Origin of the sequence: Sphingomonas tabacisoli, assembly GCF_042678385.1 — a bacterium.
GTDB classification, from domain to species: Bacteria; Pseudomonadota; Alphaproteobacteria; order Sphingomonadales; family Sphingomonadaceae; genus Sphingomonas_B; species Sphingomonas_B tabacisoli.
Map to the genome: position 1 here is coordinate 2,177,530 of NZ_JBHUDY010000001.1, position 13,071 is coordinate 2,190,600.

Sequence of the window (13,071 nt, forward strand, 5' to 3'; positions counted from 1 at the left end):
TCACCATTCGTCGATGATGCGGTTCTTCAGCGTGCCGATGACGCCGATCTCGACCTCGACCAGATCGCCGGCTTTCATCCAGAGCGGCGGATTGCGCTTGGCGCCGACGCCGCCCGGCGTGCCGGTAGCGATGACGTCCCCGGCCGACAGCGGCGTGAAGGCGGAGACGTAGGCGATGATGTCGGCGACGCCCCAGATCATGTCGGAAACCGGCTGATCCTGAACGACGTTGCCGTTCAGCCGCGTCACCACGCGCTGGCTGCCGAGGTCCGGGATTTCATCAGGCGTCACCAGTGCCGGGCCGAAGGCACCTGTGCCGGGAAAGTTCTTGCCCGGCGTGAACTGGATGTTGTGCTTCTGCCAGTCGCGGACGGAGCCGTCGTTGAAGCAGCTATAGCCGGCGACATGCTGGAGCGCCTGGCCCTTGGGAATGGCGCGGCCGCCCTTCCCGATCACGACCGCCAGTTCGCCTTCGTAGTCGAAGTCGGTCGAGACGCGCGGACGCACCATCGGCTGTTCGTGCGCGACGAGCGTGTCGGCCCAGCGCGTGAAGATGGCGGGGTGATCCTTCTGCTCGCGTCCGGTTTCCGCGACGTGCGTCGCATAGTTCAGGCCCACGCACAGGATCTTGCCCGGGTTCGGGATCAGCGGCAGCAGCACCACGTCCTCGAGCGAAAACGTGTCGCCCTGACGCCGACGCTCCAGATCGCCGGCGTGGAGTGCGGCCGCGAGCGTGCCGCCGCCGGCACCGCCCAGATCGACGACCCGATCGTGGTGCAGCAGCTGGCCGAAGCTCGCCTCGCCATTCGGACGACGGAAACTGAGGTAGCGCATGATCTTCTCTTCTTCAGACGGTGGCGGTTTCGAGCGGCTGCGGCGTCCATTCGCGACGGAAGCGGAAGCGCTGTTCGGCGGCACGCAGCGCATTATTGTCTTTGTCGGACAGGCCCCATTGGTCGATGCGACCTTCCGGCCAGGTCCAGTCCTCCGGCGCGCCGACGCGGTAATCGTCCGGCACTTTCTCAACCGCGGTGGAGAACTCGACGACCGCGCCGAACGGGGCGATGAAATAGGCGAAGACGTTGGCGCCGGGGCCATGCCGGCCAGGTCCCCAAGCCGGAGCCATGCCGTGGTCGCGCAAGCGGCCGATGCCGCGCATCACCGCGTCCATGTCCGCCATCTCGAACGCGACGTGATTGAGCGACGAAAAGCCGGCGCGGGCGAACGCGGTGCTGTGGTGACTGTCGTTGCAGCGCACGAACACCATGCCCTTGGTGCGATCCGACACGCGGAAGCCGAGCGCCGATTCCGCCGCATCGGCGGTGACCTCGGCGTCCTTGGCGTTGATGACCACGTGGGTGAGCTGGACCGGCAGATCGCGGCCGTCGATCGGATCGGCTTGTTCGGTGCTGGCGAGGAAGCGGAACAGCGCGCCTTCCGGCAGCTCGACGATCATGCCATGACCGCCGCCGGGATCGTTCGACACCGCCGGTGCGGCATTCAGCCCCGATGCGGCAACGCGCCCTCGCAGCCCATCCAGCTCAGCCTCGCTGCACACAAACGTCGTGCTGCGCACGAAGCCCTCGTCGCCCTCCTCGATCGCGACCAGATACGGGTCGGTGCCCGATCCGCGCAGATAGTGAGTGCCACACCGGACCGCAGCCGGCGCCATGCCCCAGATGTCGGTCAGGAACGCGGCAGCCGCCGCCGCGCCCGGCACGACCAGCTCGATGCTCCGCAGCTTCATTGCCCCCCTCCATGATGGAGGCCCGCGGCAGCGATGCCGGTCAGCGCGCAGGCCTCGTCCACATCCGATGTGTCGCCGCTGATCCCAACCGCGCCGATCACTTGTCCTTCGCCATCCCGCACCAGCACGCCTCCGGCAGAAAGGGCGAGGCTTCCGCCCGTGGCGACGGCGACGCTGGTGAAAAAGGCGGGATTGCTCGCGGCGCGGGCGGCGATCTCACGCGTGTCCGCACCCATGCCGAGGGCGCCCAGCGCCTTGGCGCGCGCAATGTCGAAGCGGAACAGGCTTGCCCCATCCTCGCGTTCGAATGCGACGGGGTGGCCGCCCGCGTCCAGCACGATCACGCCGAGCGGCTTGGCATTTCGCGCCCGCGCATCCGCCAGCGCGGCGTCGATCATGGCTGAGGCTTGATCGAGCTTCATGTGACACTCTCCCGCTCGCGCGCCGATTGCTCGGTAATTGATCCGCGTAGCCCATTGAGAAGCGGCTCGACGCTCTCACAGGCCGTTCCGAATACATAAAAATCGGGACGGACAAGCACGAACCGCGCGCAGCGTTCGGTAAGCCATTGGCGGAGAGTCCCGCCATCCGCGATCTCCGATATGTCGACGATGCGGATCGCCAGCGCAGTGACCGCCTCGACTGCCTGGCGTGCGCGTGCCGCCGCTTCGGCGTCGATCGCGAACAGGCGCCAACCACCGCCGGTCACATCGTCAAGCAGGGCTTGCGTGCTGCCAGCGCCGACCCAAGGCTGGATAAAGCGCTCGCCCGCCCCGGGCGTGTCGCTGGCTACGATACCCGTCTCTATCGCCGGAATAAGGTCGGCCGCCGTCGAATGGGCCGATCCTTCCGCCCGCGCCCGCATCTCCACATCGCGTGCCGCAGCCTGTGCCGGATCGAGCATGCAGATGTAGCGCCCGGCCGCGACCGCCGCTTCGATCACGGCGCGCACGTGCGGATCACGCTCGGCTTGATAGCTATCGAGCAACTCTGGTTCCACCTTTCCGTCGGAGACCAGCGCCAGCTTCCACGCGAGATTCGCAACGTCGCGCAAGCCGTGGCACATGCCTTGCCCGAAAAAGGGCGGCGTCTGATGCGCGGCATCCCCGGCAAGGAAAACACGCCCCTGCTGCCACTTCTCGGCGATCAGGCCGTGGAACCGATAGGTCGCCGCGCGGACGATTCGGTGCGGCACGCGCTCGAGCCAAGGCCCGACGAGTTCCGAAACCTTCTCGGGCCGCATCATCGCGGCATCGTCTTCGCCCGGCAGCAACATGAATTCCCAGCGTCGGTGATTGCCGCGTCCGGGCACCACTGTGGCAGGCCGGTCGGGATCGCACATCATGACGGAGAGCTGTTGCAGGTTCGCGCCATCAGGGAGCCCAGTCAGCGCTGGAAAGCGGACCGCGCCATCTACTTCCGCATCGACGACCAGCCACGGCTCTTCGAAATCGAGATCGTCGAGCGCGATGCCGAGGGACTTCCGCACGCTGCTGCGTGACCCGTCGCAGGCTATCAACCAGCGCGCGCGAACCACGCTCGGCCCCGACGGCGAGCGCAACCGGACCGCAACACCGTCGGCATCCTGCTCCAGCGCTTCGAACGCAGTGCCGAGCCGCAGTTGCACGTTCGCGTATCGGGCCAGCGCGCCCCGAAGATGCGCTTCGAGCTCCGGCTGATAGAAGAAATAGTCGTTCGACCAGCCGAACGGCCGCGGCAAGCCGACCGTACCCATGTAACGGATCACGCCATGATCGGCGCCGATATGGATATGGCCCTCGGTGTCGCGCATGTCGGCGACGACGTGGTCGATCACGCCCGCCGCCTGGAACAGCCGCATCATTTCGTGGTCCAGATGCACCGCGCGCGGCAGCGGGAACGGATCGGCTTCGCGCTCGATCACGAGCGTGTTAAGCCCCGACTTGCCAAGCAGGTTGGCCGCCAGCGCCCCTACCGGCCCGCAGCCGATTATGACGACATCGAGCATCGAAAGGTCAGGCCGTGGCGAGAGCGGCGGCGGGCGCCTTGTGGAGCTTGCCGCCCTGCATGATCATCCGCAGCCGGTCCTTGTCTTGCAGGATCCGGACATCCTCGGTGGGGTCGCCGTCGACCAGCAACAGGTCGGCGAGATAGCCTTGCTTCACCTGACCGAGCTCATTGCCCAGGCCCATGATCTCGCCGCCAAGTTTCGTCGCCGCAACCAACGCCTCGGCGGGCGTGTAGCCGTAAAGCTCGACGAAATGCTGCAGGTCGCGCGCGTTGCGGCCGTTCGGGTTGAACGGGAAACCGTAATCGCCGCCGGGCAGCACGCGGACGCCGCGGCGCTTCAGTTCCGGAATCAGCCGGCGCGTGTTTTCGATGACGGGCTTTGCCATCTCCTTCATCGAGCGCATGTCGATGTGCGGCGGCGGCGCTGCCTCCAGGGTCGCAACGATCACGCCGATCGCCGGAGCCACGAAGATTCGGTCGCGCTCGGCTTCCAGCATGTCGAGCGCCTCTTCGTCGGCGTAGCTGCAATGGTAGAGCACATCGACGCCGCTCCTGAGCGCGATCTTAACCGCCTCGGCCGCCTGCGTGTGGGCCGCAACGTTCAGCCCGTGCCTGCGTGCCTCGTCGCAGGCTGCCACGACCTCCGCCTCGTCGTAGAGGATGTGCTGCGAACTCCCAGGCAGCAGCGCGTCCTCGCCCGAAATGACAAGCTTCACCGTGTCGATGCCCCAGCCGGCGCAGCGCTGCACGAAGGCGCGCATCGCGTCCGCCCCGCGGCCTTCCATTGACACTTTCTTGCCGGTCTCGACGCCTTCGCCGCCTTGGGGGCTGCGCTCGATCGTCGACGCGCGGAGGCGCGGACCAGGCGTCGCGCCGGCAGCGATTTGGTCGCGCAGCTCGACTTCGAGCGTATCGCCGAGCGCGCCGGCGGAAAAGGCGCTGGTGAAGCCGTGGTCCAGCAGCACCCGCGCATTGCGCAAGGTGGCAACGCGCAGCTCGTCGGCGGGAAGCATGAACTGGTGGTAGATTTTCTCGACCGAAGAACCCCAGGACAGGTGCGCGTGCGCTTCGATCAGGCCCGGCATCAGGGTCCCGCCCTGCCCGTCGATCTCGACCGAATCAGCAACGCTGCCGACCTCGCTATCGTTCGAAATGGCGGTGATCCGGCCATCACGGACGACGACAGCGCCGGCCCGAAGCGGAGCGCCGGTTCCGTCAAAAATCGAAACATTCCGAATGATGATCCGCTGCATCAAGCTCTGCCTCTCCAGAACAACCGATCTTCGCCGGGTTCGGGAACTACTGGCTCGACTTAGCAATCGAGTAAAATAATGATTTATTCTGTTCCCATAGGGCCACATTATGCTTGTGTATCGAGCGCTTCCAGAAGCTTGAGCGCGAGGACCGATCGTTGGGCTCCAGCGAGCATCCGAACGCCGACGCTTCGGCTCATGGTAACATCAACTATGCGGATTGCCCTCAGAACGCCGATCGACAGTTCCGCAGAGACCACCTCGCGGGGCAGTATGGTCACCCGGTCGCTGTCACGGACGATCGCCTTTGTTGTCAGCAAGGAGTCGCACCGGATGACCTCGCGCGGCATCGGTGCTTCGGCGGCGATGAAGAGTGCGTCGACTTGCCTCCGAAACGCGCCCTGCGCTTCAGGCAGCACCCACCGAAAATTGGCTGTTTCGGGCAGCGACACTGTGGCCGCCAGTCGGTCCATTTGCCGCCCGACGACGAGGGCGAAGGGATCGCGCGCGCAAGTGCGCTCCTCAATGTCATGGGGAGGCGCCTCGATGCCAGTTGTGACGAAAGCGATTTCGATATCGCCTTTGCGCAACAACTCGATCAAGTCGCGATCGGGCCGTTCGATCACATTGAGAGCAAATCGGCCTCGCGCCTGTTCCAGCATTCGCACCGCGCCAGGCAACAATGTCACGAGCGCCCCTGGCGTACCGCCTACGCGAAGCGGACCTTCGATACCCTCCTTGGCGAGAGCCACTTCTGCCTCCGCGCTGCGTAACAAAATCTCCATCGCCTCAGCGCGTCGCAGAAGTGCGGAACCGGCGGCAGTGAGTCGTACGCCCGATCGACCCCGCTCCAGTAACGACGTCTTGAGCACGGCCTCGAGCTGCGCGATCGTTACCGAAACAGCGGGCTGCGAGATGTTCAGTCGACGCGCGGCCCCCGTGATCGACCCTTCGCGGCAGACCGCGAGATAGGTTCTTAAGGCGCGCGGGTCGATCACAATGCCGCGATCCGTGCCGACATTGTGGCCGGCAGCCCGGCGCGTTCAGCCTCAATTTCCTCCAGCGACTTGCCTTCGTTCTGCGGCGCCCAGACCAGTCCGACCAGCGCACTCGCGACAAGGAACCCAGTGAGGATCCATGCGAGCGTGTGAAAGCCGGTCGAGGTCAGCACCGGCACGAAGAAGCTCCAGCAGCCAAGTTCCCACGCGCACGGTCGCGAAAGCCCTGCGAGATGCTGGGCGCGAGGGTGGGAAACCGCTCGGCCCTCCAGAGCTGGAAGAAGCTCCAAGCACCAAAGCCGCGGCCGAATTGCATCAGGAAGATGTGGATCATCGCGATCGGCAAGTTAAGCGAAAAAGCCGCGGGCAGCGAAATCCGGCGACTTGCATGAAAGCTCAGAGCCCGAACAGCAGCCCTGCTTCACCCGCGGAAGCGCTGCCTCGCCTCTGACGCCGTGCGGCTCATGCAGAAGATTAACTGTGAGGCACTGCGCAGAACCCATGTGAGCCTAATACGGCTGCTGCACTGCATCCATCGGCGCAGCTAGTGCCCCGGTCGTTGCGCTTTCCCCGACGGCGGATCAATGTCCGTCCGGTCAGATCAGCGCGATAAGCATCGTCCTAACATCGTCCCAAAAGGGGGACGTTTGTACGCGAAACGTTTCGCTCGCGCTGGTAAGTTTTGATTCTCATGTGGAAAATGGCGCGCCCGGAACGATTCGAACGTCCGACCCTCAGATTCGTAGTCTGATGCTCTATCCAGCTGAGCTACGGGCGCGTGGGAAGCGGCGACATAGGCGGGTCGTTTGCAGGATGCAAGACCATTGCGAGGCTTGTTCGACCTGCTTAGGCGCGAGGCCATGAACCGGCTCCTGATCCTCGCCCCCGTGATGCTCGCTGGCTGCACCGGCCAGGCGATCGGCCCTTCGCTCGCCAAGCGGCCGGTCGAGGGGCAGAGTTTCGACGAGCCCGCACGGACAGCCGCTGCGCCGGTTGTGGCCGATGCTGGATTGCTGAGCCGCATCGCCGACCTTGTCGCGCGCGCCCAAGCCGGCCAGCGCGCCTTTGCGGACCTGCTGCCGCGTGCCCGCGAGGCGGCGTCGGGCGCCGGAGCGGAAGGCAGCGAAGGCTGGATTGCCGCCCAGCAGCTTCTGAGCGCGCTCGAAAGTGCGCGTGCGCCCTCCACGCAGGCGCTGGGCGAACTCGACGCGTTGCTCGCCGAGCGAGTCAACACCGGCAAAGAGGACGGTCTGAACGAACTTCAGGGGGCCGACACTCAGGTTTCGACCCTCGTCGATGCGCAGCAGAGCGAGCTGGCTTCGATTCGGGCGCGTATCAGCCGCTGATCGCGCGGGCGTGGGCCCGGCCATTTTCGACATAATGCGCGACGCCAAGTGCGTTACCGGCAATCTCGGCGTCGCTGAGTTCCCGCATAAGTTTGGCAGGCCGCCCACCCCAGAGCTCGCGCGCGGCGATGCGGCGGCCCGGCGTCAGCATCGCGCCGGCGGCTAGCATGCCTTCGCTGTCGATCGCGCAGCCATCCATCACGATCGCGCCCAGGCCGACGAACGCGCGATCGGCCAGCGTGCAGCCATGCACCATTGCCATGTGCCCGATCAGCACGTCTTCGCCGATGATCAGCGGATTGCCGTCGGGCATTCCGGGCCGCGGCGAATCGACATGGCAGACACTGCCGTCCTGGATGTTGGTGCGCGCGCCGATCCGCATGAAGTTCACGTCCGCACGGAGCACGCAATTGTACCAGATGCTGACGTCCGGCCCGATTTCGATATCGCCAATCAATCGGCAGCCGGGCGCGATGAAGGCGGAGCTATGGATGCGCGGCCGTTTGCCTTGGATTTCGATCAGGCTCACCCCGTCCATTCGTCTCTCCCGATCCGGTAGGTCACGTGCGGGCCATAGACCGGCATGTCAAAGTCGAGGTCCGGCCGCGCCGTCATGCCAAGGCGAAGCATCAGGCCCCAGCTCTGCGCATTGCCGGTCATGGTGATCGGATAGACTTCGTCCAGCCCGAACCGTTCGAATGCAAGGCCGAGTGCCGCCATCGCCGCTTCCCTGGCGTAGCCCTTGCCCCAGGCATCTTCGCGCAGGCGCCAGCCGATCTCGGGCGCGCCGAGCATCGCCTCCGGTGCGCCAGCCGAGTTCAGCCTCTTGAGACCGCAAAAGCCGAGAAAGGCTCCGTCCGCCTGCCGCTCGAGCGCCCAGAAACAGAAGCCATTCTCCGCCTCGCTGGCGCGAATGCGCGCGACCGACGCGTCGATCTCCTCGCGGGTCTGAAGCCCGCCCAGATAGCGCGTCACCGCCGGTGTGTTGCACGCGGCTTCGAACAGATCGGCATCGCCGTCGCGCCAACTCCTGAGGATCAGGCGCGCGGTGCGATGCGCGAAGCTCATCGGAAGGCTTTCAGCAGCGGCAGGATCGTCGCATAATCGTCGCTCCAGCCGGTGAAGCCCGGTTCGGCGCGCAGCGGACGCCATTTGCCGTTCGTCGGCGGGTTGGTGATGACCCGGCGCAGCACCTCAGGATCGCGCGTCATCAGGATCCAGTTGGAGCTGGCGGTATAGCGCGCATTGTCCGAGCCGCTGACGATCATATCGTCATAGCGGGCGGCCTGCCACCCGCCTTCGCGCGCCGCTTCCGCGACAACCGGCTCCAGATCGAGAAAGCGGTTGGAGATGTGGACCAGCAGCATGCCGTGCGGCGCAACCACGCGGCTGTAGATGCCGAACGCCTCGCGGGTCAGCAGGTGCATCGGGATCGCGTCCGACGAAAAGGCGTCCAGCACGAGGAAATCGAAGCTGTTTGCCGGCACGTCGCCGAGCGACAGACGGGCATCGCCCAGCACGATCTTCGCGTCGGGTTTGCAGTGCGAGAGGAAGCTGAACGATCCGCTCTCACGCGAGATATGGACGACGGTCGGGTCGATCTCGAAGAACCGCCAGTCCTGTCCCGGCTGAGCGTAGCAAGCGAGCGTGCCGGCCCCAAGGCCGACCGCGCCGACACGGGCGTTCGGACCGAGGATCGCCGGCAACCGCGACATCGCCTGTCCCACGCCCGAATAGGCGGTGTAGTAGCTGGTCAAATCCCATTGGTGGCCAGGCGTCAGCCGCTGCATGCCATGGGCGGTGGTGCCGTGGGCGAGCGTGCGGACGTCGCCTTCGTCGCGAATGGTATAGATGCCGAAATAGCTGCGATAGCGCTCACCGGTATGGAGCGAGCGCTGGATCGCGTCCCATCCTCCGAACACCAGCACCATCGCGGCCAGACCGATCAGGAAGGGCGGGCGGCGACCGATGCACAGCAAGGTAATGATGCCGATTGCGGCCGCGCCGAACATCGGGCCGCTCTTGTGCAGCCAGGGCCAGGGCTGACGGATCGCGGCCCAGGCGATGAATGCGACGACCAGCGCATAGACGATCGTGATCGCCCAGCGGCGGCCCGCTCCGCCCTGCCACAACCGCTCCGACGCGGAGAAGAGATAGGCCTGCGGCACCAGCGCGCCGGCAAGCAGGATCAGCAGCGGGTGTTCGTAGGTCCAGTCGAACAGCAGCGGCGCAATCAGGCCGGAGAAGATGCCGCCCAGCACGCCGCCGATCGACATCGACAGGTAGAAGGATGTCAAATGCACCGGTGCCGGTCGCGAGGCGTACATCTGCGAATGGAGCGTCACCGCGACCACGAACAACAGCAGCAGCTCGGCCATCATGCCAACCAGTGGCGCGCTCGATGCGTTTTGGAGCGAGATGCCGCCCATCGTCAGCACCACCACCGGCGACAGGCGGCAGATCGAAATCACGACCCCGCGTCCTTCGCCGAACGCCAGGGTGAAGCTCAGCAGGTAAAGGCTGAGCGGGATCACCCAGATCAGCGGCATCGCCATGATGTCGGTCGTGAGATAGGTCGTGGTCGACAGCATCAGCCCCGAGGGCACGAAGGCCAGCAGGATCCACCAGAGTCGCCGCTTCAGGGTCGGCGGCGCTTCGGTCACGATGCCGGCGTCGGACGTGTCGAGGCCCGCGCGCGGCAACACCGCGGCGCAGATCAGCGTCAGCACCACCAGCAGCACATAGCCGCCGGTCCAGAGCGCAGTTTGTTGGGCGATCGCGAGGCGCGGCTCGACCAGCAGCGGATAGCTGAGCAGCCCGCTGAAGCTGCCGAGATTGGAAGCGGCGTAAAGCGGATATGGGTCCTTGCCACCGGTCGCCGCGGCGTACCAGCGTTGGATCAGCGGCGCTTGCGCCGAGACGGCGAAGAACAGCGGCCCGATCGAAACCAGCAGCAGCCACGGTACCCACAAAGCCGGCGAAGCCGTGGTCGACGGCGTGACGCCGATCAGATGAAGCGGCAGCAACAGTGCCGACGCGGCAAGCACCATCAATTGCACCAGCGACTGAACGCGCACATTCAGCCGGGCGATCGCATGGGCGTAGGCATAGCCGCCGAGCAGCAGCGCCTGATAGACCAGCATCGCGCTGTTCCAGACGGCGGGCGCGCCGCCCAGCCGCGGCAGCGCCATCCGCGCGACCATCGGCTGGACGAGGAACAACAGGAACGAGCCGACGAAGATCGTGCCGACGAACAGCGGTCCCAGGTCACGGCGGGCTTCGCCGATATTTTCGGCTTCGATCGTTGTGATTGCCGTCGCCACTGCCCTACTCCGCCTCCAACGCCTTTGCGGCATCCTGCAACGCATCGATCGCGGCGTCGACATGCTCCAGATGCGTGCGGAACGAGAGGATCGCCGCGCGCAGATGAGTGTGGCCGTGAATGCGCGTCGAACTCATGAATGCCCGCCCCTCTTCCTGCACGCGCGCGGTTAACCGCTCGTTGAAGGCATCGATGTCGCCTTGGCGCGGCCGGTAGCGGAAGGCCAGCACCGATAGATCCGGCGGCGCCGCGACTTCCCAGCCGGGCAGCTCCGAGAGCCGCGCGTGCATGTAGCGGGCGAGCGCGATCTTTTCCGATTGCGCCGCCCGGAACGCCGCGACTCCCGCGAGCTGCAACGGCAGCCAGAGGCGAAGCGCGCGAAAATGCCGGGTCAGCTCGGGGCCGAGCTCGGCCGGCGAGACGTCGGCATGGGCGGCGAATTCGGTCAGGTAATCGGCGGTCGCGCTGAACGCGCCGCGGAGCTTGCCGCCGTCGCGGGCCAACACCGCACCGGTGCCGTAAGGCAGGAACAAGGTCTTGTGCGGATCGACGGCGAGCGTGTCGGCGCGCTCGATCCCCTGCAGCGCCTCCCGCCCTTCAGGGCAGAGCATGAACAGGCCGCCATAGGCGCCGTCGACGTGCATCCAGGCGCCGTAATGGGCGCAGAGATCGGCGATGCCGGCGAGCGGATCGACCGAGCCGGTGTCCACCGTCCCCGCCGAGGCGACCACCAGCCACGGCCGTACGCCACCGCGCCGGTCCTGCTCAAGCGCCGCTTCCAGTGAATCGAGCGAGATGCGGTAGCGATCGTCGAGCGCGAGCGTCCGGCGCGGCGCACTGGCGCGCCCGGCGATCTTCAGCGCCTTGTCGACGCAATGATGCGCCGTAGGAGCGACATAGACCGCGCGGCCGCCGTCCGGATCGAGCGCGTCGCGCGCGGCGACGATCGCCGCGAGGTTGGCGATGCTGCCGCCCGAGGTCAGGCTGCCCGCAGCCTCGGCCGGGAAGCCGATCAGATCCGCCATCCAGCGCACGCAGGCGTTTTCCAGCCGCACCGCCCCAGGCGCCGCGGGCGCGAAGCCGGCGTATTTGTTGGACACCGCTGCTAGAAAGTCGCCAAGCGCCGCGTGGAACAGCCCGCCGCCCGGGATGTAGCCGAGGAAGCGGCCCGCCGCGGTGGCGATGCCGGGGGTCTCGACCTGATCCGCGACGAACGCCAGCGCCACGTCGATCGAACCGGGCGCGTCGGCGAAGCCCGGCTCGGCGCTGACACCGCCGCCGACATAGGTCGGACGCTCGGGCAGGCTTTCGAGGAACCGCTCGGCATGGGCGTGGACCGCCGCCATCAGCGCGGCACGCTCGCCGGCGTCCGGCTCGAGCGGGCGAGCCGCCGCCCTCAGCGCGTCCAGCACCGCCGGCGTCATCAGCCGAGCAGACGCGCCGCGAGTGGGGCGTGATAAGTAAGCACGCCCGAACAGCCGGCGCGCTTCAGCGACAGCAAAGTCTCCAGGACCAGCGCCTCGCGGTCCCCTGCTCCGGCGGCGGCGGCGGCTTCGATCATCGCGTACTCGCCGGAGACGGCATAAGCGAAGACGGGCACCTCGAACCGCTCCTTCACGCGGCGGATGATGTCGAGATAGGGCAAGCCCGGCTTCACCATCACCGTGTCCGCGCCTTCGGCCAGGTCGAGCGCGACTTCGCGCAACGCTTCCTCGGCGTTGGCGGGGCTCATCTGATAAGTCTTCTTGTCGCCCTGCAGCCGCCCCCGCGAGCCGACCGCGTCACGGAACGGGCCGTAGAAGGCCGAAGCATATTTGGCGGCATAGGCCATGATCTGCACGTTGACGAAGCCCTCGCCCTCCAGCGCCTCGCGGATCGCGGCGACGCGGCCGTCCATCATGTCGGACGGCGCGATGATGTCCGCCCCTGCCCGCGCCTGGTTCAGCGCCTGCTGGACGAGAACGTCCTTGGTCGCATCATTCAGCACATAGCCGGCGGTATCGATCAGCCCGTCATGCCCGTGCGCGGTGTAGGGATCGAGCGCGACGTCGGTCAGCACGCCGACCTCCGGCACCGCCTCCTTGATCGCCCGGACGGCGCGGCACATCAGATTGTCGGCGTTGAGCGCCTCGCCGCCGTCGTCGGTGCGCAGTTGCTCGGGCGTGTTCGGGAACAGGGCGAGGCAGGGGATGCCGAGATCGCGCGCTTCGCGGGCGCGCTCGACGATCCGGTCGACCGACCAGCGCGAGACGCCGGGCATAGTCGTGATCGGCTGCTCGACGCCTTCGCCTTCGACGACGAACAGCGGCCAGATCAGGTCGGCCGGGGTGAGGACGTTCTCGGCATGGAGCGCGCGGCTCCAGGCGCTGGCGCGGGTGCGGCGCAGGCGGAGCGCGGGATATTGGGCGTGGTGCAT

Annotated in this window: 13 protein-coding genes and 1 tRNA gene; 1 reads left to right on the forward strand and 13 read right to left on the reverse strand. The window is 66.5% G+C overall.

Features of this window, described 5'->3' with window-relative positions; genetic code table 11:
• From ACFSCW_RS11030 to ACFSCW_RS11065, 8 genes are all read right to left on the reverse strand, one after another.
• Positions 1-834 carry a fumarylacetoacetate hydrolase family protein gene (locus ACFSCW_RS11030; protein WP_380889156.1) on the reverse strand — a complete coding sequence of 278 codons (834 nt, stop codon included), beginning with the start codon at positions 832-834 and terminating at the stop codon, positions 1-3.
• A 13-nt stretch (positions 835-847) separates the two neighbouring features.
• Complete coding sequence (locus tag ACFSCW_RS11035; protein WP_380889157.1) at positions 848-1,747, reverse strand: VOC family protein; 900 nt, start codon at positions 1,745-1,747, stop codon at positions 848-850.
• Complete coding sequence (locus ACFSCW_RS11040) at positions 1,744-2,169, reverse strand: GlcG/HbpS family heme-binding protein (RefSeq protein ID WP_380889158.1); 426 nt, start codon at positions 2,167-2,169, stop codon at positions 1,744-1,746. The genes ACFSCW_RS11035 and ACFSCW_RS11040 overlap by 4 nt, the downstream gene beginning before the upstream one ends.
• Entirely contained in the window at positions 2,166-3,734 is a 1,569-nt protein-coding gene (locus ACFSCW_RS11045; protein ID WP_380889160.1) for a bifunctional 3-(3-hydroxy-phenyl)propionate/3-hydroxycinnamic acid hydroxylase, read from the reverse strand. The genes ACFSCW_RS11040 and ACFSCW_RS11045 overlap by 4 nt, the downstream gene beginning before the upstream one ends.
• Positions 3,735-3,741: 7 nt before the next feature.
• Positions 3,742-4,989 (reverse strand): metal-dependent hydrolase family protein, encoded by a 1,248-nt coding sequence (locus tag ACFSCW_RS11050; protein WP_380889162.1) that lies wholly within the window; start codon positions 4,987-4,989, stop codon positions 3,742-3,744.
• 107 nt (positions 4,990-5,096) lie between these two features.
• Positions 5,097-5,987 (reverse strand): LysR family transcriptional regulator, encoded by an 891-nt coding sequence (locus tag ACFSCW_RS11055; RefSeq protein ID WP_380889164.1) that lies wholly within the window; start codon positions 5,985-5,987, stop codon positions 5,097-5,099.
• Complete coding sequence (locus ACFSCW_RS11060; RefSeq protein ID WP_380889166.1) at positions 5,984-6,166, reverse strand: hypothetical protein; 183 nt, start codon at positions 6,164-6,166, stop codon at positions 5,984-5,986. Before ACFSCW_RS11060 ends, ACFSCW_RS11055 begins: the two co-directional genes overlap by 4 nt.
• 522 nt (positions 6,167-6,688) lie before the next feature.
• A tRNA-Arg gene (locus ACFSCW_RS11065) sits at positions 6,689-6,765 on the reverse strand.
• Positions 6,766-6,847: 82 nt separating this feature from the next.
• On the opposite strand from ACFSCW_RS11065, the gene ACFSCW_RS11070 reads away from it, so the two are divergent.
• Positions 6,848-7,333, forward strand: coding sequence for a hypothetical protein (locus ACFSCW_RS11070; RefSeq protein ID WP_380889168.1), 486 nt, complete (start codon positions 6,848-6,850; stop codon positions 7,331-7,333).
• On the opposite strand, the gene ACFSCW_RS11075 is transcribed toward ACFSCW_RS11070, so the two are convergent.
• Genes ACFSCW_RS11075 through hemB form a run of 5 tightly spaced genes read right to left on the reverse strand, consistent with a single transcriptional unit; the run spans position 7,323 to position 13,071 of the window.
• Positions 7,323-7,871 carry a gamma carbonic anhydrase family protein gene (locus ACFSCW_RS11075; protein ID WP_380889170.1) on the reverse strand — a complete coding sequence of 183 codons (549 nt, stop codon included), beginning with the start codon at positions 7,869-7,871 and terminating at the stop codon, positions 7,323-7,325. The genes ACFSCW_RS11070 and ACFSCW_RS11075 overlap by 11 nt on opposite strands.
• Positions 7,859-8,401, reverse strand: coding sequence for a GNAT family N-acetyltransferase (locus tag ACFSCW_RS11080; protein WP_380889172.1), 543 nt, complete (start codon positions 8,399-8,401; stop codon positions 7,859-7,861). Before ACFSCW_RS11080 ends, ACFSCW_RS11075 begins: the two co-directional genes overlap by 13 nt.
• Positions 8,398-10,656, reverse strand: coding sequence for a spermidine synthase (locus ACFSCW_RS11085; protein WP_380889174.1), 2,259 nt, complete (start codon positions 10,654-10,656; stop codon positions 8,398-8,400). Before ACFSCW_RS11085 ends, ACFSCW_RS11080 begins: the two co-directional genes overlap by 4 nt.
• A gap of 4 nt (positions 10,657-10,660) precedes the next feature.
• A complete protein-coding gene (locus ACFSCW_RS11090; RefSeq protein ID WP_380889176.1) occupies positions 10,661-12,079 on the reverse strand; it encodes a pyridoxal phosphate-dependent decarboxylase family protein in 1,419 nt (472 codons plus the stop codon).
• Complete coding sequence (hemB, locus tag ACFSCW_RS11095) at positions 12,079-13,071, reverse strand: porphobilinogen synthase (protein WP_380889178.1); 993 nt, start codon at positions 13,069-13,071, stop codon at positions 12,079-12,081. The genes ACFSCW_RS11090 and hemB overlap by 1 nt, the downstream gene beginning before the upstream one ends.

Bases quoted from the DNA above. Each gene is read 5' to 3' on its own strand.
- ACFSCW_RS11030 (WP_380889156.1), bottom strand. From the start codon at position 834: ATGCGCTACCTCAGTTTCCGTCGTCCGAATGGCGAGGCGAGCTTCGGC.
- ACFSCW_RS11035 (WP_380889157.1), bottom strand. From the start codon at position 1,747: ATGAAGCTGCGGAGCATCGAGCTGGTCGTGCCGGGCGCGGCGGCGGCT.
- ACFSCW_RS11040 (WP_380889158.1), bottom strand. From the start codon at position 2,169: ATGAAGCTCGATCAAGCCTCAGCCATGATCGACGCCGCGCTGGCGGAT.
- ACFSCW_RS11045 (WP_380889160.1), bottom strand. From the start codon at position 3,734: ATGCTCGATGTCGTCATAATCGGCTGCGGGCCGGTAGGGGCGCTGGCG.
- ACFSCW_RS11050 (WP_380889162.1), bottom strand. From the start codon at position 4,989: ATGCAGCGGATCATCATTCGGAATGTTTCGATTTTTGACGGAACCGGC.
- ACFSCW_RS11070 (WP_380889168.1), top strand. From the start codon at position 6,848: ATGAACCGGCTCCTGATCCTCGCCCCCGTGATGCTCGCTGGCTGCACC.
- ACFSCW_RS11075 (WP_380889170.1), bottom strand. From the start codon at position 7,871: ATGGACGGGGTGAGCCTGATCGAAATCCAAGGCAAACGGCCGCGCATC.
- ACFSCW_RS11080 (WP_380889172.1), bottom strand. From the start codon at position 8,401: ATGAGCTTCGCGCATCGCACCGCGCGCCTGATCCTCAGGAGTTGGCGC.
- ACFSCW_RS11090 (WP_380889176.1), bottom strand. From the start codon at position 12,079: ATGACGCCGGCGGTGCTGGACGCGCTGAGGGCGGCGGCTCGCCCGCTC.
- hemB (WP_380889178.1), bottom strand. From the start codon at position 13,071: ATGCACCACGCCCAATATCCCGCGCTCCGCCTGCGCCGCACCCGCGCC.